Genomic DNA, 25,793 nt, shown 5'->3' on the forward strand with positions numbered 1-25,793 from the left:
GCCCGCCTAGGCGCGGGCTTCGCGGCCCGCCAGCGCCCGCTCCAGGTGGGCGTAGCGGCGGGCCACCCGCGCGTAGTCCGCCGGTGCCACGGTGGGCTGCGCGTGGGTTCGCGTGAGGTCGGCCTTCGCCTCCAGGTACTCGGTGGCCTGGACGCCTCCGTCCTGTTCCATCAGGCGCGCGGCGTCCGCGTCCGACAGGCTCAGGGGGATGCCCAGTCGCTCCTGCAGTTGCTGGCGCAGGGCCTGGTCCAACTCCGGCAGCAGCTCCTTCTCCACCTTCGCGCGGCGCATGAGCCAGCCCATGCTGCGCACGTACTCCAGCGCGGACCGGTGCCGCTCCACGCGCAGCGGGCGCGGGGCGCCGAAGCGTGTGCCTCGCGCCACGACGTAGAGCAGTCCCACCGCCAGCACCTGCGCCGCGAAGACCCAGATGCCGCGGGAGAAGGGGGGCGGCGGCGCGAGCTGGTGGTGGTACTCGTCGAACAGCAGGGGCCCGCGGGCGGCCAGCGCTTCCCAGAAGCGCAGGTTGTCCAGCAGCTCCAGGCGCCGGTTCTCCAGCAGGTCCGAACCGGCCAGCACGTACACCTCGCCCTTGCCCACGGCCCTGCGCCACACCGCCACCGCGCCGCCCAGGCCGGCGACGGGCACGGCGTCTTCGTGGTCCATGCGCAGGCCCCGGTCCTGGGAGACTCGAAGCCGGGAGAGTCCGTGCAGGGGGCCCACGGGCAGCCACACATCCACGGTGGTCCCGCCCACGTCGGACAACGTCGAGTCCAGGCCGCGGCTGCTCGCGGGCATCATCAGCCCGGACTCCAGATGCAGCCACGCCTCGAGCGCGGCCTGATGTTGCCCCAGCTCGCGGGGCGACAGGTACACGAGCGTCCCGCCCTCCGTGACGAAGCGCTCCAGCTCGGTGACTTCTTCCGGCGACACGGCCCGGCCCTCGGGCGCCGCCAGCACCAGGGTTCGCGTGCCAGGGGGAAGGGCTTCGAGCGGCGAAAGCTGCGTGTCCACGGCCCGGCCCCCTTCGCGGAGGTACAGATAGAGCGCGCGAGCCCCCTGCGGCGCCGTGTTCTCCACGGTGGGCACCGGCGAGTCGGGTGCGTCCGTGCGCGTGGACAGGCCCACCGCCAGGGCCAGCGCGATGAGCACTCCGAAGAAGACGATGGCCCGGGTGTTCGTCACCGCGCGCCCTCCGTCGCCAGGGTTCCGTTCAGCGATTCGACTTCGGTGACGAAGCGGGCGGCTTCTTCCGGCGCCACCGGCGCGAGCGAATAGAAGGTCCGGTCGTACCAGCCCATGAGCCGCTCCACCTCGCGCACCAGCGTCGCGGGCGCGCCGCGGCCTGGCAACTCCGCCGCCAGCTCACGGTTCGTCCGCACCCGGTCTGGCCGGGCCAGCCGTTGCTGCTCCAGTGAGGACAGCAGGCTCAGCAGTCCTTCCCGGATGGCCTCGCGCGCATCGGTGGAGAGCGCCGCTCGGGCCCTGCGCAGGTGCTCCGCCGGAGAGCCCAGGACCAGCGGCTCCGCGATTGCGCCGGAGGCGGCGGAGGCCCGAGCCGCCGTCCGTCCACGCCTCGCGCGGAGCCGGAGCACGCCCCACAGGATGAGCGCAAGCGCCAGCCCCAGCATCACCGCGCGCGTGGCCACCGCGAAGCCTTGGGCCTCCCTCGATTCGAAGAGGCCCTCCAGCCACGCCGTCACCTCCCGCATGATGCGCTTCAAGGCATCGCCGTGCCGCTGGCGTGCGCGGGCGAACTCGGGCCGGTCGAGGATGGTCTCCAGCCGCTCGGGCTCTGTCGGTGGGGGCGGGGCGGCGCTGGGGCTGTTCGCCAGCGCCTGGACGTCACAGGCCTCTTTCAGGAAGCGGGCGAGCTGCTCCGCGCGCTCGGGCGGGGTGACCCCGTCCTGGGCGGGAGGCAGCGGGATTCCGCCCAGGCGTGCTGCCAGCGTGCTCACTTCATCGGCGAACCCGGCTGGGCGGTGTTCGGCCGTCTCGCGCAGGTCCAGGGCGAGGTCCTCGCGCTCGGCGCAGGGCAGGGAGGCCAGCAGCAGGAGGAGGGGCAGGCTCGGCACGGAGGAGTCCAGGGGGCACCGTCAGACGACGGGCGTCATCGCGTTGAGCTGGTGCTCCAAATCCAGGGCTTCGCGGCGCACGCGCATGTCCAGGTAGAAGAGCGCGCAGAAGACGAAGTTGATGGGCGTGAAGAAGGACTGCGCCACCGTCTGCAGCAGCTCCACGGGCACCAACAGCAGCTGCGGCGTGCGGGCCATGGTCCCCGGATCGAAGGGGCTGCCATAGGGCATCATCGCCAGCCACGACGGCAACCCGGAGACGAGCTGGACGGAGATGAGGATGAGGCTCACCACGGTGAAGAGAATCATCGCCCGCACCATCACCCGTCCCATGAAGCCCGGCTCCACGCGGCCCGACAGGAGCTGACCAGAGCGCCGGAAGGTCTCCCAGGCGCCCAGGTCCTCCATGGCCAGCACCGGGGGCACCAGCAGGAAGCGCAGCATGTACCAGAGCGCCGCGGCCAGCAGGCCCAGGCTCGCGAGCAACGCACCGGCCACGCCCAGCACGACGGCCAGGGTGTTGGAGCCCGAGGTCGCTCCGACGGCGATGCCGATGACCGCAAGGATGAGCCCGGGCAGCATGAGCGCCACCGTCACCAGCGTGGACCAGCCGAGCGACAGCAGATACACCCCGGTCAGCGTGCCCAGCCGCGAGAAGCTCCGGCGCAGGGCCTCCGCGGGGCGGACCGGCTCTCCCATCTGGGAGGCGAGGACGTAGCGGGACGCGGCCACGGTGGCCAGCCAGTACGTCCAGACGAGGAACAGGAACAGGCCCATCCACAGCGCCATGGTGATGCTCGCTTGCGGCAGCATGACCGCCGGGTCCAGCTGGGCGCGCGCCTCCGCGTTCCCCATGTAGAACAGGGGCGCCACCCGCTGGCCCATCACCAGCGTCGCCTTGGTCATGATGTAGTTCACCAGCGTGAAGCCGAAGCTCAGCAGGAAGAGGGGCTTCAGGTGGGAGCGCCAGAAGGTGGCGGCACGGTCGATCATCTCCCCCATGGCGAGGGGGCGCAGCGCTGCGGCAGCGGGAATGGAGCTCACGGGGCGCGCAGCATAGCCCGCCCGGCGCACGCGGCCAGCAGGCTCCGCGCCGCCGCCGTGGGATCGTCGGCCTCCAGGACGGACGAGATGACCGCGAAGCCCGCCGCGTCTGGCAGCGTCACCGCGCGCGCGGGGGTGATGCCGCCAAGGGCCAGCGCGGGGCAGGGCAACGTCGCGGCCAGGGCGCTGAACCCCTCCGGCCCGAGGGGAGGCCGCGTGTCTCCTGGCTTGGAGCCGGGAGCGAACACCGGGCTCACCAGGGCGAGGTCCGCGCCTCGGGCCGCATGGGCCTCCGCCACGTCATGGACGGCGGCGCTGATCCACCTCCCGGCGGGAAGGTGTGGGCGGACGTCCACGGGGGAAGGGCCATGGGCGGGGAGGTGGACATGGGCGCCGACGAGCAGCGCCACGTCGACCCGCCCGTTGATGAAGAGCGGGTTGCCACGCGGGAGGCACAGCGCGGCCAGCTCCCGCGCCTCTTCAAGGAAGCGACGCCCGGCGGCCTCGGGGTGGCGGTGCTGGACGGCCACCTCGGGCCCGGCGTCGAGCGCCCGGGCGAGCGCCCACCTCAGCCGTTCGGACGGCAGGCGCCAGTCGGTGATGACGACGAGCCGGGGAAGGGGGGAAGGCACCACCGTGCGCACCCGGCCGTCAGTGGTGGACGAGCCCTTCAATCGGGCTGGACGCGGAGCCGTAGGCCTTTCGCGGGATGCGGCCCGCCAGGTACGCGTCGCGGCCGGCCTCCACCGCCTTCTTCATGGCCACGGCCATGCGCACCGGGTCCTGCGCGCCGGCGATGGCGGTGTTCATCAGCACCGCCTCCACGCCCAGCTCCATGGCGATGGCCGCGTCGGACGCCGTGCCCACGCCCGCGTCCACGATGACGGGGACCTTCACCGTCTCCAGGATGAGGCGGATGTTGTGCGGATTGCGGATGCCCAGGCCGCTGCCGATGGGCGCCGCCAGCGGCATCACGGCCGCGCAGCCCGCGTCCTCCAGCTTGCGGGCGGTGATGGGGTCATCGCTGGTGTAGGGCAGCACGGTGAAGCCCTCCTTCACCAGGATGCGGGCCGCCTTCACCGTCTCCTCGACGTCCGGGTAGAGCGTCTTCTCGTCGCCGAGCACCTCGAGCTTCACCCACTTGCTCATGCCCAGCTCCTCGGCGAGCCGGCAGGTGCGGACCGCGTCATCCGCCGTGTAGCAGAGCGCCGTGTTGGGGAGCAGGCGCAGGCGGTTGCGGTCAATCCAGTTCATCAGCGACGCATCGCCCGTGGCCTTGAGGTCCAGGCGGCGCACGGCCACGGTCACCATCTCCGTGCCGGAGGACTCGTGGCAGCGCTTCATGATGTCGTGGCTGGGGTACTTCCCCGTGCCGAGGATGAGCCGGGAGCTGAACGTCACTCCGGCGATGGTGAAGGGCTTGTCCTGGATGCTCATGTGCGGACTCCTGGCTAGCCGCCGCCGACGAAGGTGACGATTTCCACGCGGTCCCCCGCCTGGAGGTGGTGTTCGGGATGGCGCGCGCGGCGCACCACCTCCGCGTTCACTTCCACGGCGACGCCGGGGCCGCCCACTTGAAGCGACTCCAGCAGCGCCGAAAGGGTGGTGCCCTCCGGCACCTCGCGCGTCTCTCCGTTGACCCAGACCTGCATGGCCTCACGGCTCCTTGCGACGACGGGGACCTGGGCACGCACTACAAGGGTGACTCCGCGCTGTCAACGCGCTCGCCGGTCCGTGCGACCGCCACCGTCACCGGTATACTCGGGGGCATGTTCGTGGCTTCTCGTCGGCTCATCGCGCTCGCACCGCTCTGCATGGTTGCCTTGCCGGCGTCCGCGGCGGACCCCGCCGCGTTGGATGTCCCCCGCCGCGAAGCCACACTCGACCTGCACGGGCGCCGCCATGCCTGAGTCGCCGGTGAGGTGCTGTTGCTGGGCGGCCTGGGGCTGGGCTTCCTGGCGCAAGGAGAGTCGCGGCGCGCCCAGGGGCTGACCTCCGCGCGCGAGGCTCGCGCGTCGCTGGACCGGGCGCGCATGGCGGCGCGAATCCAGGTGCGAGCCGACGTGTTCCAGGACATGCCGCCTCCGGGGAGTCCGGTGCCCATGCCGACGGCACAGGAGCGCGAGCGCATCGCGCGGGAGGGCGCGCCGCTGTGCGCGGGCGCTGGCACTGACGAGGTGCCCGGTGACGGTGGCGTGGACGGCGGTCTTTAGCCGTTCGCGCGGCTGTACCCGGTATCTCCATTTCCCGCCCTTGTTCCCTGGTAGGGCAGGCAGGCGGCCATGCGCCCCGTGGTCCGTCGTATGCCCTTAAGGTCTCCGCGTCCGCCGGACAACCCCTGTTCAAGGGCGGGGGGAGCACCCACTTTCTGCCCAACGCCGGGGGAAACGCTCTCTCGGCCGCAAGTGAGTGAGGGGGAAACCTTCTCCCATTTCCACGTGAAAGGAGCAGGAACAAATGCGCAAGCTCATGATGGCGGTCACTGCGGTTGCGGGTATGTCGCTGGTCGTCACTGGCTGCAGCAAGCGCGACAACGTCGAGTCGCAGCGCCAGGACGTCGCCGAGGCTCGGATGGAGGCCCAGCAGGAGACGGCGGAGATCCGTCAGGACGCGCGGGAGGACATCGCCAACACGCAAACGGAGGCCCAGGAGGACATCGCTGGGACACAGCGTGAGGCCGCGGAAGAGGTCGCCAGCGCGCGGCAGGACGTACAGGAGGAGCGCGAGGACCTGGCCGAGGCCGAGGCTGATCGCCGGGCGGACCTGAATGACGACCTGGCCCTGGGTGGCTCCGGCGTGGCGGGTGCCACCGCTGCCGCGAGCAGTGTCAGCGGCCGCGTGCTCTCCACCGGCGGCGACGAGCTGACCGTGGTCGATACCCGCAACAACAAGCAGCTCGAGCTGAAGACGAACGACCAGACGCGCATCCTGCACAACAACCAGCCGCTGAAGCTGGATGACATCGAGGAGGGGGCCCAGGTCCGCGCCTCGTATGTGCAGGACGGTGAGGACATGGTGGTTCGCGAGCTGACCGTGACGCAGCCGGTGCAGAAGAAGAAGTAGTCAACGCATCGAGCGCATCGGGCGGCTCGTTGACTCACGGACCGCTCAGGGACGGCCTCCGCTTCGGCGGGGGCCGTTTCCTTTTTTTTCCTGAATCCGTGCTGGGAGGTTGGAAGGGTGTGTCGGACGTGGGTGGTAGGAGAGATGCGTGAGGTTTTCTCACGCCTTCCCAACCCAGGGGAGGACTTCCTGCCCAGGAGGCATCACCCGAGATGTCCACTCACCCCCCAGAGCCACCCGCTTCAAAGCCGTTCATCCTCTTCACCACCGGGGCCACGGCTTATGAGTTGATCCGCTACCTCGGGGCACGGGGCTCCGGAGAGCTGCTGCTCGCCCGGCGGCACTATGCGGGCGTCCCCGGCGATCTCGTGCTCATCAAGCGCTTGCAGGATGTCGAAGACGCGCAGGGCCGCGCGCGTCTGCGGGAAGAGGTCAAGCTGCTGATGCGGCTCAGCCACCCGGCCATCGTGCAGGTGTTCCTGGTGCGGGTGCATGAAGGCCTGCCCCACCTCGTCATGGAGCACGTGGACGGAAAGTCCCTGGAGACGCTCATCAGCTACGCGGCCCTGCGGCGCCGGCCCTTCTCGGAGGCGTTCGCCGCCTATGTGGGCGCGGAGGTGGCGGATGCGCTGCACCATGCCCATACGCTGGAAGACGCCCGGGGCCGTCCGTTGGGCATCGTCCACCGGGACGTGTCGCCGCGGAGCCTGCGCCTGGACGCGCGGGGCCATGTGAAGCTGTCTGACTTCGCCATGGCCTGGGCGAAGCTGCCGGGGCGCCTCGTCACGCAGACCCATGTCGTCCGGGGAGACCTGGCCTACGCCTCACCGGAAGCGCTGGAGCGAAAGCCGCTGGACGGCCGCGCGGACCTGTTCTCCCTGGGGGTGGTGCTGCTGGAGGTGCTCACCGGCCTGCACCTGTTGGACTTGGAGGACGTGGAGCGGGCCGCGCTTGCCGCGGGGCCGCTGCCTGACGCGGAGGTGCTGCTTTCGGAGGTGCCCAGCTGGCTGCCCGCGCCCTTGATGGCCGCGCGCATGGCGTGCCTGGCCCCGGCGCATGTGGAGCGCGCCACCCAGGGACTGTCCCCGGCCATGCGGGCCATCCTCGGCCGGCTCTTGCGTCGGGAGCCCTCGGAGCGCTTCCAGTCCGGGCAGGAACTGGCGGACGCCCTGCGCGCCGTGTTGGCCGGTCAGGGGTACGCCTACGGCCCGAACGAAGCCGTGCGGGAGGCCACCCAGGTCCGCCGCGACGCCCGCTGCCGCCGGCAGATGGCGGAGGTGCTGCGCTGGGAGGACTCCGTGCGTCCGGAGGCCCCTCCGCGGACGACGTCCGGATCGGGGCCTTGAGGGGCGGCGGGGGCAAGGTCCCCCGGGCAGGGGTCTCTGTGCGGGCACTGGGACGCGGGTGGTGCTTGTTTCGCGCACGCGGGTGGGCAGACTTGCGCGCATGGGTGACGTGAAAGAGTTCCACCAGCGGTGGTGCATCGCGGACGGCCATGCGGATTCCCTCATGTGGAACCGCGACCTGTGTGCACGTTCTGAAGAGGGCCACGTGGACTTCCCCCGCCTGCGGGAGGCGGGGGTGAAGCTGCAGTGCTTCACCATCGTCACCCGGGGCTTTCCCTTCATCGGAGGCTTCCCCGTGTTCGCCGCGTGGCGTGGGTGGCCCCGGGACGCCCGGGCGAGCGAGTGGACCCGGGCGCTCTGGCAGATTGAGCAGATGGCTTCATTCTGTGAGCGCTCAGGGGACGCCGCCCGCATCACCACCACTGGCGCCATGTTGGAGGACAACCTCGCCCAGGGGCGGCTGTCCGCGGTGCTGGGCGTGGAAGGAGGGCACGCCATTGAAGGCCAGGTGGCGCGCCTGGCGGAGCTCCACCAGCGCGGGGTGCGCTTCATGGGCCTCACCCACCTGTCCAACAACGACCTGGGAGGCTCTTCCTTTCCGATGATGGGCAACCGGGGCCTGACGCCGCTGGGGCAGGAGGTCATGGAGGAGATGGCCCGGCTGGGCCTGAGCGTGGATGTGGCGCATGCCTCGGAGTCCACCCTCAAGGACCTCTTCACCCACCCCTCGGTCCGGTTCTTCTGCTCGCACACGGGCGTTCGCGCGGCGGGCGGCGGCTGGCGCAACCTCTCCGACGAATCCCTGCGCTTCATCGCGGACCGGGGTGGGGTGGTGGGCATCATCTTCGCCCCCGTCTATCTGGGCGGTGACACCGTGGATGACGTGGTCCGGCACATCGAGCACGCCGTGGACGTCATGGGGGAGGGCGGGGTGGGGTTGGGCTCCGACTACGACGGCATGGTGCCGCTCCCCCGTGGCATGAAGGATGTCACCGGGTTGCCATTGCTCACCGATGCGCTGCTTCGCCGCCATCCACCGTCCTGGGTGGAACGCGTCATGGGTGGAAACTTCCGCCGTTTCTTCCAGGAGACACTGGGTGGTTGACCGGCGACGGGACGCTCGAAATATTGGCTGGTGCCCATGAACCGCTCACTTCTCGCACTCGTCCCGTTGGTTGGCTCTCTGCTCCTCGCTGGTTGTGGCCCGAGCGCGGGAGGCGACTGCGACGGGGGCGGCTTCGTCTGTCAGGAGCGGGTGCTGGCGCTGGAGTGCCGGGGTGGCGCCTGGCGTGAGCTGCCCTGCCGGGGCCCGCTGGGCTGCCGTGAGACGTCGGAGTCCGTGCGGTGTGATACGTCCAACAACGTCGCGGGGGACGCCTGCGCGTCCAGCGCCGAGGGCACGGGGCTGTGCCGTGCGGACGGCCAGGCCGTGTTGGAGTGCCGTCAGGGCGTGTTGACGGAGACGGCCACCTGCTCCGCCTGCACCGTGGAGGACAGTCAGGTGACGTGCCAGCCCTGAGGTGGGTGTTGAGCGGGGTGTCAGGCCCCTCGCCTCGAATCGTGTGGTAGCCTCGGGGCGCCGCTCGCGGGACTCCGATGCGACTTCCGATTCAAGCCTTTGGAGCCTGACCCGCGGTCGTTTCACTCTTCCCCGAGCGGCGCTTGCTTTCCCAAGCCCGGGTGCCCGGGGAGGACGTGCACACGATGGCCGCACTGGCGGAAGTCCGCGGCGAGCAGGTCGCCCGCGAAGACCTGGTGATGTTCGTCAACGCCTGCTTCTCCTGCACGGGGCAGCGGGAGTTCTACGGCGACGCGCGCGGCCAGTCCGTCTCCATCGAGTTCCTGCACCAGTACATCCTGGGCAACTACCGCCGGCTCTACGCGCGGACACTCGCTGCGGGCATCAACCACTTCAATCAGGCGCAGATCATCCTCAACCTGCTCGCCAGTGGCAGCCCGGCGGATGTCCGGGACAAGGCGGAGGAGGGCGCGCTCATCGCCGCCGCGCTGCGCGCCCTGCCGCCCCAGCGGGCCTTCCGTGTCCTGGAGTCCCTGCGCGGCCGGCGCATCAACAACCGCCGGGCGCGGGCCATTGCCCGGGACTACGTCCACGGCCGCGCCAACCTGGTTTTTGACGCGGTGAAGTACCGCTCCAAGCTGCGCGCCGCCGTGTCCCACGGGCACCTGAAGCTGGAAGGGGAGCTGGGGCCGTTCCTCTTCCGCGGCTGGAAGAAGCGCGCCTTCACCCAGCCCTTGCTGGAGACCTTTCGCCGCGCGCACTACACCCAGGAGGCCCTCTACGAGCTGCCTTACACGGTGGCGGAGGGCCTGGCGGTGAAGCATGGCATCTCCCGCGAGGTGTTCCTCCAGCGCATCGAGCCGCGCCTCACGGCGGCGGAGCGCCTGCGCCTGCAGGAATCCGCGGCGCGCGCGCGCGGGACGCCGCCCCCGGTGGAGCTGGGGCGGGCCTCCCTGACGAAGCTGGCGCTGTATGTCCTGGCCCTGTCTCCGGAGGTGCGCCGGGAGCGCCACGCGGAGCTGCACGCCGCGCTGGAGCAGGCCGCGGCCCGCGTCCTGCGCAGGGCCCCGTCGCCGTTGCAGCGGGTGGCCGCGATTCTGGACAACAGCTATTCGTCGTCCGGGTCGCTGGAGAAGCGTCGCCGGCCGCTCGGTGTGGCGCTGGCCACGCACTACCTGCTGTCCGCGGCCGCCCGGGAGTACCGCGCGTGGTGGACGTGCCCGGTGGAGGAGCCGCTGCTGGTCAGTGCACGAGGGCAGACGGACCTCGCCACGCCGCTGTTGGATGCGTTGGCCTGGGGTGCCGACCTGGTGGTCATCGTCTCCGATGGCTACGACAATGACCCGCCCAGGGCGGTGGCCGAGCTGACGCGCGTGTTCCGCTCGAAGCTTGACCCGGAGCACCGCACTGCGCTGGTCCACGTCAATCCGGTGTTCGACTCAGAGGGGTATGCCCCCCGTTCCTTCGGTGCGGCCGTGCCCACGGTGGGCGTCCGGGACGCGGAGGACGTTCCCACGGTGCTGGGCTTCGCGCGCTTCGCGGAGGGGGCGGCGTCGCTCTCCGAGCTGGAGGCCTACCTCGCGTCGCGCGTGGGCGCGATGTTGCAGCGGGACGCCGGGGGCCGGCAGGTCCACGACGAGGGGCGCCGTCAGGATGCGCCGCTGGCGGAGGAGGGCGAATCATGACGGACGCACGGCTCATTCAGCGGCTGGAGCCCGCGGGCTTGCGGTTGGCGCCCTCGCAGGTCTGGGGTGGCATCCGGTTGGTGCCTGTCTTGAGGGACGAGGTGCGCGGCGACCTCCGCATGACCTTGCGGACGTACGACGACGTGGCCGCGGTCGTCTCGGTGAAGGGCGGGCTGAAGGAGCCTGGCCTCAAGTACATCTCGTATGTCCCTCACGGCCTGGTCATGACGTGGGGAAACCGCCAGGCGGAAGCCGTCTATGGAGCGCAGCTGCAAGCCGTGGACGGGAAGCGGCTGAAGGCCGGCCCCTTCTCCATCCGGCTGCTGCACCGGATGGTGCACCGGGAGGACCGCCGCCAGCTCCGGATGCTCCCGTTGCATCTGGCGATGGAGGGCTTCCTGTCCCTGCAGTTCGGCGGGCCGGAGATTGCCTGGGCCGAGTATTCCCGCGAGGGCCTCGCGCGAGGCCTGGACCCTCGCTTCGAGAGCGCGGTCCCCGGGTGGGTTTCGCCGATGCTGGACGGGGCGCTGCGCACCTTCGAAATCCATCCGCGGCAGGTGGGCCTGCTGCTGTTCAACGCGGACGTGTTGTTGTCGGCCTTCGTCGTCGCGCACCCGGACGACTACCGCGCGCTCCACAGGACCTTGGTGGAGGACTTCTATGGCGACCTGCTGCTCCAGTACGGATTCCTGGGGGACGCGCCCGAATTGGGGCTGACCCTGGATGACGCGCGGGTGTCCAGCTTGGAGGACTTGCGCAACGAGGTGCACCGCATGCGCCAGGACTGGGCCGACTTCCACGGCTTCATGGCCGGGAGCCTCTTCGGCGCCAGCATGACGTCCACCCGTGTCTACAAGGCGGGCGGCTTTCTCCTCCAGCGCTTCCACAGCTCGCTGGACCCGGCCGAGGAGAACCACATCGGCGAGGCCATCGTCGGTCCGAACGGCACCCTGGAGTACCTCAAGACGTATCGCCTGTCGGCGGCCCAGACACGCCGGGCCTACCTCTTGTCACAGCTTGCCCAGTGCGATTGGCATCTGGAGGTCACGGCGGAGCGCCTGCGCACCACGGCCAGCGACCTGGCCCTCCGCCTGCGAAACGCCGGATTCGGCTATCTGCTCAAGGACTCCGTCCTCGAAGCCGCCCAGCGGAAGCATCGCCGCTGAGCGCTCACGCGGCGGCGTCACTCCTCGGGCTTCGCGGGTGGCGGCGGCGCATAGCCTGCGGCGGCCATCCGCTGCCCGCTGCGCTGATACATCTCCGCGGGCATGTCCTGCACGCCGGTGCCGTCAATCCAGCGATTGTAGAAGTTGAAGAGCGCGCACACCGTCACGGTGTCGAAGACGGCTTCGTCCGTCCACCCGGCGTCCTTCAAGCGCGCGATGTCTTCCCGTCCCACCTGCGCCGCGCGGTGATTGAGCGTGTCCACGAAGGCAAAGAGGGCCCGCTCGGCCTCGGAGATGGGGGCTGTCGCCACGTCCTCCAGGACCGTCTTCACCATGTCGGGATTGCCCAGCAGTTCCGCCGCGACCGCGGCGTGAGAGCCCGTTCAAAACAAGCATTGGTTGCCGCGCGACGTATACGCGGCAATCAGCTCTCTCAGTCCGGGCGACAGCGGGGAAGGGCCCCGCATGACTTCATGGGTGAAGCGGGACAGGGCCTCGCCCAGCCGAGGCTTGTAGGCGAACAGGTGCCAGATTTGCGGCACGGGCGAGCCCACCTCGCGGGCCATGCGAATCAGCCGGCCGTAGTGGCCATCGGAGTCGCGGTCCTCGACGTCCTTCAGATGCATGCGGTCCACGGCACCCTCGGCGGAAACGGGCTGGAACGTCCGGCCCGCATGCTCGCATGGGGCACGGCGAGCCACCAGCCTTCACTCAAGCCCTGGGCCCCTGAAGCGACGTCAGGAAGGCCTCCAGCACGGCGTTGACCCGATCGGGCTGTTCCTGGTTGGCCAGGTGCCCCGCCTCCGGAATGACCTCCAGCTTCGCCCCGGCAATCAGTCCGGCGATCTCCTTCGCCTTGGCTGGCGGGGTGAGCGTGTCGTGCTCTCCCACCACGACCAGTGCCGGGCCTGCGTACCGCGCCAGCATGTCCTTGCTGTCCGGACGCAGGGCCATGCCGCGCTGCGCGGCAGCGACCCCCGCGGGCGAGGCCGCGCGCATCAACGCGGCCACTTCCTGGGCCACCGGTGAGTCCGGTCCCGAGGCCACCAGCTTGGGAAGCATGGCCTGGATGATGGGCTCCACGCCGGACTCCAGCGCCTGCTTCGCGGAGGTCTCCCGCCGCGCCTTGCCTTCCGCGTCGTCCGCGGTGGCCTGCGTGTCCATCAACACCAGCCCGCTGACGCGGCCCGCGTCCTCGCGCAGCAGGGCCATGGCGGCGTAGCCCCCCATGGACACGCCGCCCACCACCACGGTGTCCAGGTTCAGCGCGTCCAGCAGCGCCAGCACGTCACGCGCGATGCGGGACATCTCCGTGGGACCGTCGCCCAGCGCGCTCTCACCGAAGCCCCGGATGTCCGGGACGATGAAGCGGTAGCGCCCCGACAGCGCCTTCACTTGCTTGTCGAACGCGCTGCCGTTGAGCGGAAACGCATGCAGCAGCAGCACGGGCAGGCCCTTGCCCTCGTCCTGGTAGTGCAGGGGGACGCCATCCACGGTGACGGTCAGCATGTTTCCTCTCCTCGCGGAAATGTCAGAGCCACTCTTTGTGCTTGAACCAGAAGATCATCCCCACCGGCAGCCCGAGAATCGACGCCCACATCAAGTACCAGGCGCCGTTCGTGTAGAGCCGGTCGAAGTTCTGGCCGAAGAAGCCGACGATGCAGGACAGCGGCAGGAAGATGGTGGCGAAGATGGTGAGCTGCTTGGAGATGTCGTTCGTCTTGTTCGCCACCATGGACAGGTAGCCATCAATCACGTTGCCGATGATGTCGCGCCCGGCATCAATCTGCTCGTACAGCCGCACCAGATGGTCGTACACGTCACGGAAGTAGAGCGTCGTCTTCTCGTGGACATGGGGGATGCCGCGCCGGGACAGCAGGCCCACCACGTCGCGCTGGGGCGACAGCACCCGCCGGAGCGTCACCAGCATCCGCTTCAGGGCGAAGATGCGGTGCAGGTGGGACTTCTCCGGCTTCTCGAAGATGGCGCCCTCCAGGTCCTCGAGCTCGTCACTGAACGCGTCGAGGATGGGGAACTGCGCGTCCACCAGCGTGTCCGCGAGCATGTAGAAGACGAAGTCCGTCCCGCGGATGAGCGTCGCCTGCGGGTCGTCCTTCACGCGGCGCAACACCGTGTCGTGGCCGGTGAAGGGGAGCTCGTGGACGCTGATGAGCCAGTCCTTCGCCAGGAAGTAGTGGTGCTCGTGCAACGTCAGCTCGCAGATGTCCTTGCCCGTGACGGAGAATCCCTGGAGGACGACGAACTGGTGGTTGGGGTATTCCTCCAGCTTGGGCCGTTGGTCCAGGTGGAGGCAGTCCTCCACGGCCAGCTTGTGCAGCCCGAACCGCGCGGCCAGCCGGGCCAACACCTCCTCGGTCGGATGAAGGACGTCGATCCACTTCCGGCCCTCCTCGCCCAGCAGCTCTTCACCACCGGTGAGAAGTTGACCGTCCTTCACAAGACAGACCTGAATCATCCCGTAGCGCTCCCAAGCCAGCGGCATGGCCCGCAGGCGAGTGCTAGAACTCCCCCGCGCGGAAGTCGAGCGCTAGAGTGTGACACCCGTGTCTGAAGCCGCTGAGACCCCCCAGGCCTCGCTGTCCGCGAGGCTCGAAGAAATCCTCCAGTCCCATCCGGATCCGGCGTTCGCCGGCCGCCTGCGCAAGGTGTACGTCGCCACCGCGCACGCCATCTCCCGGCTGAGCGACCTCGACCTGGTGCGGTACGAGGCGCCCGTCGTGGACTCCTCCCCGGACCTCTCCCTGTGGGAGGAGATGGCGCCCGTCATCCGCGACACGGTGATGGACGTCAACGGCCTGCTCAACGTCATCCGGGAAGAGTTCCCCGCGCAGTCCCCGGGTGGCGCCAGCACGCAGGCCCCCGTCGGCATCCTCCAGGAGGCGATGAGCCAGATTGCCCAGGGCATCACCCAGCTGGGCGAGGCCATGCGCAACCCGTCGGTGGTGAGCGACCGGTGGACGCTGCTGGCGGAAATCCAGCGCGTCCGCGCCCGGTTCCGCGAGCAGATGAGCAACCTGGTGTTCGAGTCGGCGAGCCTCCTGGGCGAGGTGACGCGGGCCCAGGTGGTGCCGGGCTACGCGGCGGAGGTGAAGGCCGCGGTGACGGTCCGCGCCATCACCGCCGACCTGGGCCGCATCCTCACCGCGCGCCTGAAGAAGGTCCGCGATGCGGAGGCGCAGGACGTGCAGTGGAATGCCCAGCAGCTCCAGACGGAGCTGGACGCCTTCGGGCGCACGGCCGCGTACCGGAACCTGCGCGCGCAGGACAAGCGGCACGTCGTGGAGATGCGCGCGGAGGTGGGCCGCCTGGCCATCCTCCCGAACCCGTCCCGCGCGGAGCTGGTGGCGGTGGTGGAGGCCCTGGACACCTTTGTTCAAGGCCTGTCCGCGGTGAACCAGCGGCAGCTGCTCATCATCCATGACCGTGAGGTATGGGCGTCGTGCGGTGTCCGGCTGGAGCGCGCCATGGCGCTGGTGGGCTCGGACCCCGCGGGCGCGGCCCGGGCCCTGGCCGAGGCGGCCGGCAGCGGCCAGTCCCTCTACGGCCGCGCGACGGAGCTGGACGCCTTCCTGCGCAAGGCGCGCAAGCTCCAGGTGGGCCAGCTCCCGCCCGACGAGCTGCGGTCCACCATCGTCACCTTCCAGGGGCTGCTCGCCGGCCTGGACGTGATGTGATGAACGCGCGAGTCCCGCGCCCGCTTCGCGAGGCCGACCTGTCCCGCGTGGAGGGCGTCTTCACGGACGTGGATGGAACGCTGACCACGGACCACAAGCTGCGCTCGGACACGGTGGGGGCGCTGGAGCGCCTGTCGTCCGCGGGTCTTCGCGTGGTGTTGGTGAGCGGCCGCCCGGCGGGCTGGGGAGAGGCCTGGGCGCGGCAGCTCCCCGTGGATGGCGTCATCGTGGAGAACGGCGGCCTGTTCTTCCTGAAGGGCGCGCACGGCCGGCTGCGGAAGGTCTACGCGGAGGCGCCGGCGGAGCGGGTGGCCAACCGGCGGCGGCTCCAGTCCGAGGTGGCCCGGGTCCTCAAGCAGGTGCCTGGCGCGCGGCTGTCGATGGACAGCGCGTACACGGAAGTGGACCTGGCGGTGGACTACAACGAGGAGGCCCGCCTGGGGGCCGCGGGGGCGGACCGCATCGAGTCCCTGCTGGTGGCCCGGGGCGTGACGGCCGTGCGCTCGTCGGTCCACATCAACTGCTGGCTGGGGCGCTTCGACAAGCTGAGTGCCACGCGGCGCTTCGCGCGGACGGCGTGGGGCGAACGGCTGGACCCGCGTGACGGCCGTTATGTATACGCGGGGGATTCTTTCAACGACGCCCCGATGTTCGCCGCCTTTGGACTGGGCGTGGGCGTGGCCAACGTGCGGGCCGTCCTGGACCGCATCGAGGCACCACCTGCTTTCATCACCCGGGCGCCCGAGGGGCGGGGCTTCGAGGAACTGGCTCGCGCCATCCTGGCCCGGAGGGGCCGCGGCGCGGCTCGTGAGGAGTGACACCGTGAATGTCGTGAAGCTGGAGCTGGCGCGCGGGCTGGGGCGCCACCTGCGCGCGGGGCACCCGTGGGTGTTCCGCAAGGCGCTGGAGCACGTACCGAGGATTCCGGCCGGCAGCGTGGTGGACCTGACGGAGAACGGGAAGTTCGTGGCGCGCGGGTACTATGACCCGCACTCGGCCATCGCCGTGCGTGTGCTCACGCGCGACCCCCGCGACACCGTGGACGCGGGCTTCATCACCCGGCGGGTGCGTCAGGCCCTGTCCGAGCGCACGGCGCTCATCGACCTCACCGACACGGACAGCTACCGCCTGATTCATGGCGAGGGCGACGGCCTGCCGGGCGTGGTGGTGGATCTGTACGCGGGCTGGGCGGTGATGAAGCTGTACTCCGCGGGCCTCACGCCATACCGGCCGCTCCTCATCGAGGCGCTGAAGGCCGGCGTGCCCGGGCTCAAGGGCATCATCGGCCGCGACGAGGTGGGCCGCGACGACGTCGACGAGGACGAGGGCCGCGGCTCCGGGAAGATGCTCTACGGCCACGAGGCCCCGGAGCTGATTCCCATCCGCGAGCGCGGGGCCACCTTCATGGTGGACGCATGGAAGGGGCAGAAGACGGGCTTCTTCCTGGACCAGCGGGAGAACCGCTACCTCATCCGGCGGCTGGGCAAGGGCCGCGACGTGCTCAACTGCTTCAGCTTCAGCGGCGGCTTCTCCGTCAACGCGGCGCTGGGCGGGGCCAACAGCGTGTTCTCCGTGGATCAGGACCCGGACGCCATCGCGCTGGCCCGGGAGAACTTCACGCGCAACGGCCTCGCCGCGGAGAAGCACGACTTCCTGGCCGCGGACGTCTTCAAGATCATCCAGTCCTTCAAGGACGAGGGCCGCACCTTCGACCTCATCATCCTGGACCCGCCCGCCTTCGCCAAGACTCAGCGCGCGGTGCAGGCGGCCATCGACGGGTACGCGTCCCTCAACCGGCAGGCGCTGGCCCTCCTCCGGCCGGGCGGGCTGCTGGCGACGGCGTCGTGCTCGGCGCGGGTGACTCCGGACGACTTCATGGGCGCGGTGCGCGAGGCGGGCTTCAAGGCGGGCGTGGACCTGGCGCTCGTCGAGGAGCGCTACCAGCCGCCGGACCACCCGGTGCGCCTGCAGTTCCCGGAGGGGAAGTACCTCAAGTTCTACGTGCTGCAGTCCGTGTAGCGCGCCCGCGCTCCAGGGCTGAAACGCAAGAGGCCACGAGGTGATGAACCTCGTGGCCTCTGCTGTCTCCCGTTGGGAGAGGGCGGCTCAGAAGTTGCCGGTGCGGGCCTCGTCGAACGGGGCGCGGTGGTTCAGGTACGTCTCCGTCAGCGAGTGGGCGCCGCTGAACATGCCCCCCTCGGAGAAGTGGTGGACCTGCGCGCCCTTGCCAGCGTCGCGGAACAGGTCGCCCGGCGTCCAGCCCTTGCTTCCCTGTCCGAAGATGACGGGCACCGCGTCCTTGTTGTTGACGTAGTGCACGTAGTTGGGGCCGTCCGGGTAGGTAGCCGCCGCCGCGCCGAAGGTCTCCACGTTGACGCGACTGAGCAGCTGCTCCACCTGCGCCTTGGACATCCCATCTTCGATGCGCAGCCGGTTGCCGACATCCTTCAGCGCGCGCGAGGTGATGAGGCCGCCGTGGCTGTAGCCCATCAGGTGGATGTCACGGCCCGCCTTCAGCTCGGAGTAGACGATGTCCGACAGCGAGTCGACCGCGGGGTTCTTGCCCTTGTTCAGCTTGTCCTTCGCGGCCTGGATGACGTCGGCGATCATCCCGGACGTGGCGTTGTGCACGCCGAGGGTGCGCATGCCGGTGCTGTTCGCGATGGCCTGCAGCTCGCGCGCCTGGCCGTCCTTGTTGGTGCTGATGCCGTTGACGTAGACGACCGTCGCCGTGGCGTTCGGGTTGTTCGCCGGAACGAAGGCGGGCACCTGGTTGAGCGGCGTGTTCGGCTCGAACGTCTGGCCGCCGGCGCCCACCAGCTTGCCGTCGAAGACCTTGTCCTTGGAGCCCGCGGGCGCGGTGAAGACGCCACCCACGGCGCGCGTCTGCGCGGAGCGGCTGTCGAAGCCATCCACCACGACGCCGCGCTGAGCGGCGCCACCCGTCACGGGAGGCTGCACGGTGTTGGTGGCAGGTGAGCCACCTCCACGAACACGGTCGGCGGTGCTGCGGGAGGTCTGCGCGATGCTGTTCCGTCCGCGCTGGATGGTGCTCATGAGGTGGGGGCTCCTGCGGAATCTGGGGGTGTTTCCGCATTGTCCTCGAATCCACCTGGAAGTTTCCTTCTGGCGGAGATTTTGCGTGAAATCGTGTGTGGGTTCTTGTCGGACGCCGCGTGTGGGCGGCCACGCGAGGGGGGAGGGATTAAGGTGGGGCATGGTCCAGAAAGGTCAGTTCCTCGAGCGCGCGACGCTGGTGCCGGTGGGTTCGGAGGTCATGGAGGGCACCACGCACCGAGGGAGCCGGGTACCGCCGCTGCTCGTGATTCCGCCCCGGCCGGACGAGGGGGGCGGGATGGACCACGTCATCGCGGCGGAGCTCGTCTGGGCGGTGGCGAACGCGGGCTTTCCGACGCTGCGCTTCAACCACCGGGGTGTGGGGGCCAGCCAGGGCAAGCGGGGCCGGGACCTGGAGTTGCTGGCGGACGCGGAGGCCGCCATGCGGATGCTCCTGGAGAACGCGGGGACCCACGCGCTGGCCGTGGCGTCGCTCCACGGGGGCGCTCAGGTGGCCCTGGCGCTTCAGGCGAAGTACCCCGCCGTGGGCGGCCTGTGTCTGGTGGCCCCGGCCCTGGTGGCGCCGGAGGTCCTGTCCCGGGTGACGTGCCCGCTCCTGGTGGTACAGGGCGAGGAGGACACCCGGCTGCCCCGGGCCGCCGTCTCCGCCGCTGTCGCTCGGACGGGGGGCGACTTAGAGGTCATCGACGATGCCGGTCCCACCTTCCAGCGGAACCTTCCTCAGGTCGGCCGGGCCGTCGCGGCCTGGCTGCGGCGGCTCTCCGGCGGATGACCGGTGTAGCGCAAACCATCGTACTTCTTCACGTTTCTCCTCCTTGCCGCCCTTGCACGCAGGGAGAGGGGACATCCAGACTGTCGGTGCAGACCCAATCGTCGCGACGTTCGTTCGTAGGGGTCTTCCAGACGCGTGTTTCGTTTCTCAAGGAGTGGCCTGATGCGGATGGTGCGATGGACCCTGGGTGGCGCGGCGCTGGCCCTGACGCTGACGGCCGCCTGTGCGCCCGCTTCTCGTGAGCAGGACACGCCTCCCCCCGCGAATCTGCGAACGCTCGACGCCCGGGACGTGGTGGCGAGCGCCATCGTCGTGGACTTCAAGGACGGCACGACGAAGGCGGAGTTCGACGCCTGGGAGGCCGACTGGGGCGTCGACCTGGAGCTCAACTCCGTGGAGAGCGCCGACGAGGCCCTCACGGTGGCGGTCGGCGTGGACGACGTGGACGGGGTGCTCGAGCGCATCCGCCAGCACCCGGCCGTGGAGGCCGCCGAGCCGCTGATGGAGGTCCGCGCCAGCTTCACGCCGAACGACCCGCACTTCGCGCAGCAGTGGAACCTGCGGATGATCGACATGCCCAAGGCCTGGGAGCGCAACCGGGGCACGGGCGTGGTGGTGGCGGTGCTGGACACCGGCATCGCGTACGAGGACCACGGCGACTTCAAGCAGGCGCCGGACCTCAAGGGCGTGAAGTTCGTGAAGGGCTTCGACTTCGTCAACGACGACGAACACGCCAACGACGACCACGGGCACGGCACGCACGTGGCGGGCACCATCGCCCAGGCCACCAACAATGGTGAAGGCGTGGCGGGCGTGGCCTTCGACGCGACGCTGATGCCCGTCAAGGTGCTCAACCACTTCGGTGGCGGGAACACGGCGGACATCGCGGACGCCATCCGCTTCGCGGCGGACAAGGGCGCGAACGTCATCAACCTGTCCCTGGGCGGCGGGGCGTACTCGCAGGTGATGGCCAGCGCGGTGGAGTACGCGCGCAAGAAGGGCGTCACCGTGGTGGCCGCGGCCGGCAACGGCGGGCGCGCGACGGTGGAGTTCCCCGCAGCCTACCCGGGCGCGGTGGCGGTGTCGGCCGTGGGGCCGGACGGCGTGCTGGCCCCGTACTCCTCCTACGGAAAGGAGCTGGACATCGCTGCGCCGGGTGGTGACAAGCGCCGGGGCGACCAGGGGGGCATCCTCCAGAACACGCTGGACCCGCGCGACGTCTCGCGCTTCGTCTACGCGTCCTACCAAGGCACCAGCATGGCCACGCCGCACGTCGCGGCGGTGGCTGCGATGCTCTACGCGGCCGGCGCAAAGGGCCCGGACGAGGTGGAGCAGGCCCTCTACGCGGGCGCGAAGAAGTCGGCGGACCAGGCGTGGAGCGAGCAGTACGGCCACGGCCTGCTCAACGCGGAGGCGTCGCTCGCGTCGCTGCGCGGCGGGGGCTCGGCGCAGTGGCCGCCGCTGTACTGGGCGCTGGCGCTGCTGGCGTTCGTGCTGCTGACGCTGCGAGGCCGGGCGCGGCCGGGCTACCTCAACGTGCTGGTGCGGCCCGCATTCCTCATCCCCTTGTTGCTGTCCACGGTGGGCGCCTTCTTCCTGCGTGGCTGGTTCGGGGGCGCGGAGGGGGCCGCGGGGGACGCGGTGCAGGTGGCGTCGCTGCCCCTCCCGGACTGGGAGCGCATCATCTTCGGCCGGGGCCGGACGGTGAACCCGCTGTTCTACAGCGCGCTCATCCCGCTGCTCCTGTCACTGCCGGCCATCAAGTGGCGGGGGCTGCGGTCGGCCATGGGGGGCCTGGCGCTCGGCTTCGCGGGCTTCCTGGCCTACACGGCCTGGGCCGGGGCGCCGGCGCTGGCGTGGCTGCCCTTCGCGTTCCTCGCCAAGCCCTGGCTGGGCTTCAACACCCTCATCTGCCTCGTCATCGCCCGCGCGATGCTCCAGAAGGAGGACGCATGAAGCTCACGGGCCGCGTCGTCTTCCGTGACATCGAAACGGGCGTCTGGGTGCTGGAGGGCGACGACGGCACGACGTACCAGCTCGCTGGCGGAGACCGGAAGCTGAAGAAGGACGGGCAGCGCATCGAAGCCGAAGGCAGCGTGGACGGGGACACGCTCACCAGCGCCATGGTGGGCCCCATCTTCCACGTCAGCACGTACCGCTTCGTCTGAAGCGGCACGCCGCGGGTCAGGGCTTCAGCCCTGGCCCGGTCTGGACGCGGTGCGCGCGAATCTGCCGCTGCCGCTCCTCGTAGTAGGCCTCCATGGGCAGCTCCCCTCGGCGCGCCGAGGCGCGCAGCGCGCTCAACGCCTTGCGCTCCGCATGCAGCGCGGGGGCCGAGCGGGCCTCCAGCGTTGGTAGCGGGTGCTGCGCGTCGTAGAAGTTGAGGGACAGGCCTCGCGAGTCCACTGCCACCAGCAGGCCCAGTGACACCGTGGCCCCCACCACCCAGGGAAGCATCAGCCGCGCCAGCGAAGGCGTGGGGCCGGGCTCCCGGGCCTCCTCGTCGCTGGCGCGCGTGCCGGGGCCCCAGACGCCGGGCTGCCGCCGCGCGTAGGACAGCAGGACGCTCATGCCCGCCCAGCCCGCCGCCGCGAGCACGAGCACCAGGCGAGGGTCCGTCGCTTCAGACGTGGCTTCGGAGGCCTCGGCGCCCAGGGCCTTGGCGGACAGGAACAGCACCGAGGACACCAGGTTGTTGGCCGCGTGGGCGCCAATGGCGGGCCACAGCGAGCCGGTGCGCAGGTAGAGCCACCCGAAGAGCAGGCCCAGCTCCGTGCGAGCCAGGAAGCCCACCGGGTCCAGGTGGAAGGCGCTGAACACCACGGCGGAGATGACCAGGGGCGCGGTGGTGGGCGCGGGCGCCGGTGGCGTGAGGCCCCGCTGGAAGATGCCGCGGAAGAAGAACTCCTCGCAGACGGGCGCGGCCACCGACACCCCCAGGAGGATGAAGGCCAGCTCCAGCGGTGTCTGGTCCGCGAACAGCTTCGAGCTGTCGAACATCCGCGTCAGCCACTCCGGCGCCACCGACTGGGCCAGGAACTGGATGGGGACCACCACCGCGAAGAAGTTCGCCACACCCAGGAGGAAGCCGAAGAGGGTGGCCGCTCGCGGCGCTGGCAGCAGCCCCGTGTAGAGGACGGGGCGCCAGCCCGCGTTGCGCAGCATCACCCACCCAAGCCCCAGGAACACGACCAGCTCGGTGAACCAGATGCCGAAGGCCGGGTTGGCGAGCTGGACGGTGCCGCCCACGAGGATGAACGCGCCGAGTGCGAGCGCGGCGCTCACCACCGCCAGCCATTTGGGGCTCGTGCTGTAGCGGGTGCCAGAGGGCGGCCCCGGTGGAGGGGGCGCAACGTCGCTGGGGGTGGCGTCTTCCAACGGGCTTTCTCCTGTTCCTATACGTTTCGAACCTTGACGTCCTTCATCCTGGCTCGAACAGCGCGGCGGACGTGGAGGCGTGGCTTTCGCATCCTGGGCGTCCTGGGGTGTGGCGTGGGGGCGGGCACGTCGCACGGGCGGCGTTCCAGGTGGAAGCCCGGACCGAGGCCGCAGGCGTACCAGATTCGCGCGTGGCGTGGCAGCACACCGGAGCGTCCGGTGCTGTTGCCGCGGCGGCGAATCGTCCAGTATCTGGGGCTCAATGCCTTTGAACTCGTCACCGGCGAGGTGCTCTCGCCGGCGACGCTTCACACCCTCGTCCTGCGTGAAAGCCTCACGGACTTGGAAGGAACCCCGCTGCCGGCCGAGCTCCGCGTGGAGGTCACGACGCACCCCTGAGGACCGGCGGCCCGCTCAGCCGCGCTTCAGGTACCCACGGATATCGTCAACGAGCTGGGTGCGGGCCTGCTGCTCGGTGGCGGCGGGGCCCAGCGTCAGCTTCTTGTCGGCCTCGATGAGCAGCTTCTGATCCACGAGGAACGCCACCGCGTTCTCCAGCGTCACCTTGGCCAGGGACTCGGAGGCGGTGATGCGGCCGGCGTGGTACTCCGCGCGGCCCGTTTCCAGGGCCATCTTCACGAAGGACTTCCGGTCCTCGACGGTGCCGTTGGCCACGTCCTGGAGCGTCATGGCCGCCAGCAGGTAGGCCTCCAGGTAGTCGCGCAGCATGTCGGCCAGGAACTCCAGGTCCGGACGCGCGTGGGCCTCGGGGGCCACGCGGAGCGTCTCGTTCTCCTCGAGCACCAGGCCCATGCGCTCCAGCCGCTCCACCGTCTCCGCGAAGATGGAGTCGAACGTGGTACCCACCCGATAGATGAACTCCACCTTGAAGAGGCGGGACAGGAACAGCGCGCGCTCCTTCACGGTGTCGAAGGGCGCGGGGCTGCCGCTGGCCAGCATGGCGTTGGCCACGAGGCTCCGGGAGGCCACCAGGTTCATCAGCGTGTTCTTGTAGAAGGACAGCTCCGGGCGGCGTGCGTCCTCCACCTGGTAGATGACCTCGCCGCGCGCTTCCTGGGTGCGCACCATCTCGTCGGAGATGAACGTGCGCATGGCGTCCTGGATGGGCCCCATCGTCTCCGGGTTGCTGGGGGCGTTGCGCATCTCCACCGACTGCGGCGAGCCCTCCTCCACGGCGATGCGGCGCAGGATGTTGATGCGGTCCGCCATCTCCCGCTGCGTCAGGCCGCGGCGGCGGTGCGAGAGCAGGGCGGTGCTGACCAGCGCGTGCGGCGTCACCGTGGACACCTTGCTGATGCCGTACATCACCCGGTTGCCCAGCGCGCGGACGAGCCCCTTCTTCTGCTCGTCCGACACCGGTTCGTCCGGGTTGATGCCACGCGCCTGCATGAACGCGCGCAGGGAGATGGGCTCGTCGAACCCCAGGTGGATGCGGCCATACCGCGCCGCCAGCACCTTGGGCGTGCTCAAGAGCGCCTTGAGGTCCTCAGGCTTCTTCTCGCCGCCTGCGAGCTCCTTCGAGTAGCTGCCGGACTCGACGACCTTCTCGTAGTCGATGGCCACCGGCACGAAGATGAGGTCATCGCGCGCGCCCTCCAGCACGGACTCCACCTGCCAGGTGAACATGCCCAGCTTGGGCAGCAGCAGCTTGCCCGTACGCGAACGGCCGCCTTCCGGGAAGAACTCCTGGTGGATACCGTCATGCACCAGCTTGCGCACGTAGGCCTTGAAGGACGCGGCGTAGACCTTGTCGCCCTTGAAGGAGCGCCGGAGGAAGAACGCGCCGCAGCGGCGGAAGAAGGTGCCCAGGGGCCAGAAGGAGAGGTTGGCGCCGGCGGCCACCAGGGGCACCGCGTAGCCCCGGTTCCACAGCACCCAGCTCATCACCAGGTAGTCGACGTGGCTCTTGTGGCTGGGGCACAGGACGATGGGCGCATGGCTCGCGGCCTTGAGCGCGCGGTGGAGGCCCGCCTCGTCCACGTGCATGCCGTCGTAGATGCGGTTGAACACCCACTCCAGCACGGGAGAGGTGAAGGCCAGCGCGGTGGGGCTGGGCTTGGCGGCGATGGCCTCCAGGTTGCGGCGCGCCTCGCGCAGCACGCTCGCCGGCTTGCGCCCGGATTCCGCCGCGCACTCCTCCACCACCTTGCGCAGGGCCCTGTCGCGCAGCGTCTCGTCGATGACGCGCGAGGCGGGCTTCACCGGCGGACCGAACACGGCCCGCGTCTCGCGCGCGAGGTGGACGTGGAGGCTGCTGCGCACCTTTCGGGCCAGCACGTCATCCGAGTCGCGAGGGTTCTCCGCGACGAAGCGCTGCAGGTCGATGGGCTCGCCCACGCGGAACTGCGCGCGCTTGTAGTTCCGGAAGAAGGCCAGCATCGAGTGCAGGAAGCCCGGTGCCTCCGGGCTGCCGAACACCACGTCCACCCAGTTGGGCTTCAGGCGCGCGGGGCGCTTCTCCCAGACGAACAACTCCGGCACCAGGTACACCGGCGTGTCGGACTGGCGGGCCATGGCCACCAGGGCGGGGAAGGGGTCCTCGCGCGTCTCCTTTCCGGACGGCCGGAGTAGGGCGGTGCGGCGCAGGAAGACCAGGCCGCTGCCCCCCGTCTGCCGGGCGTGCTCGAAGCGCTGCGTGAAGTCACCGCGCTGCTTCGCCTGTCGCCAGGGGCGGGTGAACCACGGCCGCAGGTTCACCACGGCGCGCACGGGCGGCAGCGCCCGGCGCACCATGGCCCACGTCAGGTAGAGGAAGTTCACCCAGGCGGTGGTGCGCATGACGTGCACCACGAAGCCTTTCGCGTGCAGGCCCCGGAGCTCAGTTTCTGCTTCCGGCGGGAAGTGAACGCTCTCCAGGTAGCGCGTTCCCAGCGCCCGGCCCATGGGGCCGAACTCGTCCTTCAGCGAGGACGCTCCCTGATTCGCAGTCGGTGACAGCGCGGTCTCCAAGA

27 protein-coding genes are annotated in these 25,793 nt (G+C 70.0%); 14 read left to right on the top strand and 13 right to left on the bottom strand.

Translation table 11 applies throughout. The annotated features are described in order from the left end of the window. Positions 1-6 precede the first annotated feature (6 nt). The 6 genes from HV826_RS23905 to thiS are packed head-to-tail and all read right to left on the bottom strand — an operon-like array spanning position 7 to position 4,771. The gene (locus HV826_RS23905) at positions 7-1,185 is read right to left on the bottom strand and encodes a DUF4350 domain-containing protein (protein ID WP_176419319.1); all 1,179 of its coding nucleotides are present in this window, start codon (positions 1,183-1,185) and stop codon (positions 7-9) included. Beyond that, positions 1,182-2,075, bottom strand: a complete 894-nt coding sequence (locus HV826_RS23910) for a DUF4129 domain-containing protein (protein ID WP_176419320.1) — start codon at positions 2,073-2,075, stop codon at positions 1,182-1,184. Before HV826_RS23910 ends, HV826_RS23905 begins: the two co-directional genes overlap by 4 nt. Positions 2,076-2,096: 21 nt before the next feature. Beyond that, positions 2,097-3,119 (bottom strand): hypothetical protein, encoded by a 1,023-nt coding sequence (locus tag HV826_RS23915; protein ID WP_176419321.1) that lies wholly within the window; start codon positions 3,117-3,119, stop codon positions 2,097-2,099. After that, complete coding sequence (locus tag HV826_RS23920; RefSeq protein ID WP_176419322.1) at positions 3,116-3,754, bottom strand: thiamine phosphate synthase; 639 nt, start codon at positions 3,752-3,754, stop codon at positions 3,116-3,118. The genes HV826_RS23915 and HV826_RS23920 overlap by 4 nt, the downstream gene beginning before the upstream one ends. A gap of 16 nt (positions 3,755-3,770) precedes the next feature. Then, positions 3,771-4,556 carry a thiazole synthase gene (locus HV826_RS23925; protein ID WP_176419323.1) on the bottom strand — a complete coding sequence of 262 codons (786 nt, stop codon included), beginning with the start codon at positions 4,554-4,556 and terminating at the stop codon, positions 3,771-3,773. A 14-nt stretch (positions 4,557-4,570) separates the two neighbouring features. Beyond that, positions 4,571-4,771, bottom strand: coding sequence for a sulfur carrier protein ThiS (thiS, locus tag HV826_RS23930; protein WP_140791124.1), 201 nt, complete (start codon positions 4,769-4,771; stop codon positions 4,571-4,573). Positions 4,772-5,041: 270 nt separating this feature from the next. Between thiS and HV826_RS37415 the strand changes: the two genes are divergently transcribed. The 7 genes from HV826_RS37415 (at position 5,042) to HV826_RS23965 (ending at position 11,898) form a co-directional block, all read left to right on the top strand. After that, the gene (locus HV826_RS37415) at positions 5,042-5,332 is read left to right on the top strand and encodes a hypothetical protein (protein WP_255217384.1); all 291 of its coding nucleotides are present in this window, start codon (positions 5,042-5,044) and stop codon (positions 5,330-5,332) included. A gap of 244 nt (positions 5,333-5,576) precedes the next feature. After that, complete coding sequence (locus tag HV826_RS23940) at positions 5,577-6,182, top strand: hypothetical protein (RefSeq protein WP_176419324.1); 606 nt, start codon at positions 5,577-5,579, stop codon at positions 6,180-6,182. Between the two features lie 212 nt (positions 6,183-6,394). Beyond that, positions 6,395-7,528 carry a serine/threonine-protein kinase gene (locus HV826_RS23945; protein WP_176419325.1) on the top strand — a complete coding sequence of 378 codons (1,134 nt, stop codon included), beginning with the start codon at positions 6,395-6,397 and terminating at the stop codon, positions 7,526-7,528. Between the two features lie 100 nt (positions 7,529-7,628). Continuing rightward, on the top strand, positions 7,629-8,633 hold the full coding sequence (locus HV826_RS23950; protein WP_176419326.1) for a dipeptidase: 1,005 nt from the start codon (positions 7,629-7,631) through the stop codon (positions 8,631-8,633). Between the two features lie 36 nt (positions 8,634-8,669). Further along, the gene (locus HV826_RS23955) at positions 8,670-9,047 is read left to right on the top strand and encodes a hypothetical protein (protein ID WP_217918755.1); all 378 of its coding nucleotides are present in this window, start codon (positions 8,670-8,672) and stop codon (positions 9,045-9,047) included. Between the two features lie 185 nt (positions 9,048-9,232). Continuing rightward, a complete protein-coding gene (locus HV826_RS23960) occupies positions 9,233-10,732 on the top strand; it encodes a hypothetical protein (protein ID WP_176419328.1) in 1,500 nt (499 codons plus the stop codon). Further along, positions 10,729-11,898 (top strand): ARPP-2 domain-containing protein, encoded by a 1,170-nt coding sequence (locus tag HV826_RS23965; RefSeq protein WP_176419329.1) that lies wholly within the window; start codon positions 10,729-10,731, stop codon positions 11,896-11,898. The genes HV826_RS23960 and HV826_RS23965 overlap by 4 nt, the downstream gene beginning before the upstream one ends. A 17-nt stretch (positions 11,899-11,915) precedes the next feature. On the opposite strand, the gene HV826_RS23970 is transcribed toward HV826_RS23965, so the two are convergent. From HV826_RS23970 to HV826_RS23985, 4 genes are all read right to left on the bottom strand, one after another. Next, positions 11,916-12,233: a carboxymuconolactone decarboxylase family protein gene (locus tag HV826_RS23970; RefSeq protein WP_217917504.1), complete on the bottom strand. Its 318-nt coding sequence runs from the start codon at positions 12,231-12,233 to the stop codon at positions 11,916-11,918. Between the two features lie 48 nt (positions 12,234-12,281). After that, a complete protein-coding gene (locus HV826_RS23975) occupies positions 12,282-12,524 on the bottom strand; it encodes a peroxidase (protein WP_217917509.1) in 243 nt (80 codons plus the stop codon). Between the two features lie 85 nt (positions 12,525-12,609). Further along, complete coding sequence (locus HV826_RS23980) at positions 12,610-13,407, bottom strand: alpha/beta fold hydrolase (RefSeq protein ID WP_176419330.1); 798 nt, start codon at positions 13,405-13,407, stop codon at positions 12,610-12,612. A gap of 22 nt (positions 13,408-13,429) precedes the next feature. Then, the gene (locus tag HV826_RS23985) at positions 13,430-14,401 is read right to left on the bottom strand and encodes a magnesium transporter CorA family protein (protein WP_255208123.1); all 972 of its coding nucleotides are present in this window, start codon (positions 14,399-14,401) and stop codon (positions 13,430-13,432) included. 52 nt (positions 14,402-14,453) lie between these two features. On the opposite strand from HV826_RS23985, the gene HV826_RS23990 reads away from it, so the two are divergent. Genes HV826_RS23990 through HV826_RS24000 form a run of 3 tightly spaced genes read left to right on the top strand, consistent with a single transcriptional unit; the run spans position 14,454 to position 17,612 of the window. Further along, positions 14,454-15,593 (top strand): hypothetical protein, encoded by a 1,140-nt coding sequence (locus HV826_RS23990; protein WP_176419331.1) that lies wholly within the window; start codon positions 14,454-14,456, stop codon positions 15,591-15,593. After that, the gene (locus tag HV826_RS23995; RefSeq protein ID WP_176419332.1) at positions 15,593-16,411 is read left to right on the top strand and encodes an HAD-IIB family hydrolase; all 819 of its coding nucleotides are present in this window, start codon (positions 15,593-15,595) and stop codon (positions 16,409-16,411) included. Before HV826_RS23990 ends, HV826_RS23995 begins: the two co-directional genes overlap by 1 nt. A 4-nt stretch (positions 16,412-16,415) precedes the next feature. After that, positions 16,416-17,612, top strand: a complete 1,197-nt coding sequence (locus HV826_RS24000) for a class I SAM-dependent rRNA methyltransferase (RefSeq protein WP_176419333.1) — start codon at positions 16,416-16,418, stop codon at positions 17,610-17,612. An 87-nt stretch (positions 17,613-17,699) separates the two neighbouring features. On the opposite strand, the gene HV826_RS24005 is transcribed toward HV826_RS24000, so the two are convergent. Then, on the bottom strand, positions 17,700-18,650 hold the full coding sequence (locus tag HV826_RS24005; protein WP_176419334.1) for a hypothetical protein: 951 nt from the start codon (positions 18,648-18,650) through the stop codon (positions 17,700-17,702). A gap of 160 nt (positions 18,651-18,810) precedes the next feature. Between HV826_RS24005 and HV826_RS24010 the strand changes: the two genes are divergently transcribed. The 3 genes from HV826_RS24010 (at position 18,811) to HV826_RS24020 (ending at position 21,611) form a co-directional block, all read left to right on the top strand. Beyond that, on the top strand, positions 18,811-19,443 hold the full coding sequence (locus tag HV826_RS24010) for a serine aminopeptidase domain-containing protein (RefSeq protein ID WP_176419335.1): 633 nt from the start codon (positions 18,811-18,813) through the stop codon (positions 19,441-19,443). A gap of 162 nt (positions 19,444-19,605) precedes the next feature. Then, positions 19,606-21,399, top strand: a complete 1,794-nt coding sequence (locus HV826_RS24015) for a S8 family serine peptidase (RefSeq protein ID WP_176419336.1) — start codon at positions 19,606-19,608, stop codon at positions 21,397-21,399. Beyond that, the gene (locus HV826_RS24020; RefSeq protein ID WP_140798334.1) at positions 21,396-21,611 is read left to right on the top strand and encodes a DUF5818 domain-containing protein; all 216 of its coding nucleotides are present in this window, start codon (positions 21,396-21,398) and stop codon (positions 21,609-21,611) included. Before HV826_RS24015 ends, HV826_RS24020 begins: the two co-directional genes overlap by 4 nt. A 16-nt stretch (positions 21,612-21,627) precedes the next feature. On the opposite strand, the gene HV826_RS24025 is transcribed toward HV826_RS24020, so the two are convergent. Beyond that, positions 21,628-22,821 (bottom strand): type II CAAX endopeptidase family protein, encoded by a 1,194-nt coding sequence (locus HV826_RS24025; protein WP_217918756.1) that lies wholly within the window; start codon positions 22,819-22,821, stop codon positions 21,628-21,630. Positions 22,822-22,854: 33 nt separating this feature from the next. Here HV826_RS24025 and HV826_RS24030 point away from each other — a divergent pair, with 33 nt between their 5' ends. Beyond that, positions 22,855-23,220, top strand: coding sequence for a hypothetical protein (locus HV826_RS24030; RefSeq protein ID WP_176419301.1), 366 nt, complete (start codon positions 22,855-22,857; stop codon positions 23,218-23,220). A gap of 15 nt (positions 23,221-23,235) precedes the next feature. Here HV826_RS24030 and HV826_RS24035 read toward each other — a convergent pair whose 3' ends face one another. After that, positions 23,236-25,791 carry a 1-acyl-sn-glycerol-3-phosphate acyltransferase gene (locus HV826_RS24035; protein WP_176419337.1) on the bottom strand — a complete coding sequence of 852 codons (2,556 nt, stop codon included), beginning with the start codon at positions 25,789-25,791 and terminating at the stop codon, positions 23,236-23,238. Positions 25,792-25,793 lie beyond the last annotated feature (2 nt).

The sequence above is a fragment of the Myxococcus sp. AM010 genome, from assembly GCF_013372585.1.
Lineage (GTDB): Bacteria > Myxococcota > Myxococcia > Myxococcales > Myxococcaceae > Myxococcus > Myxococcus vastator.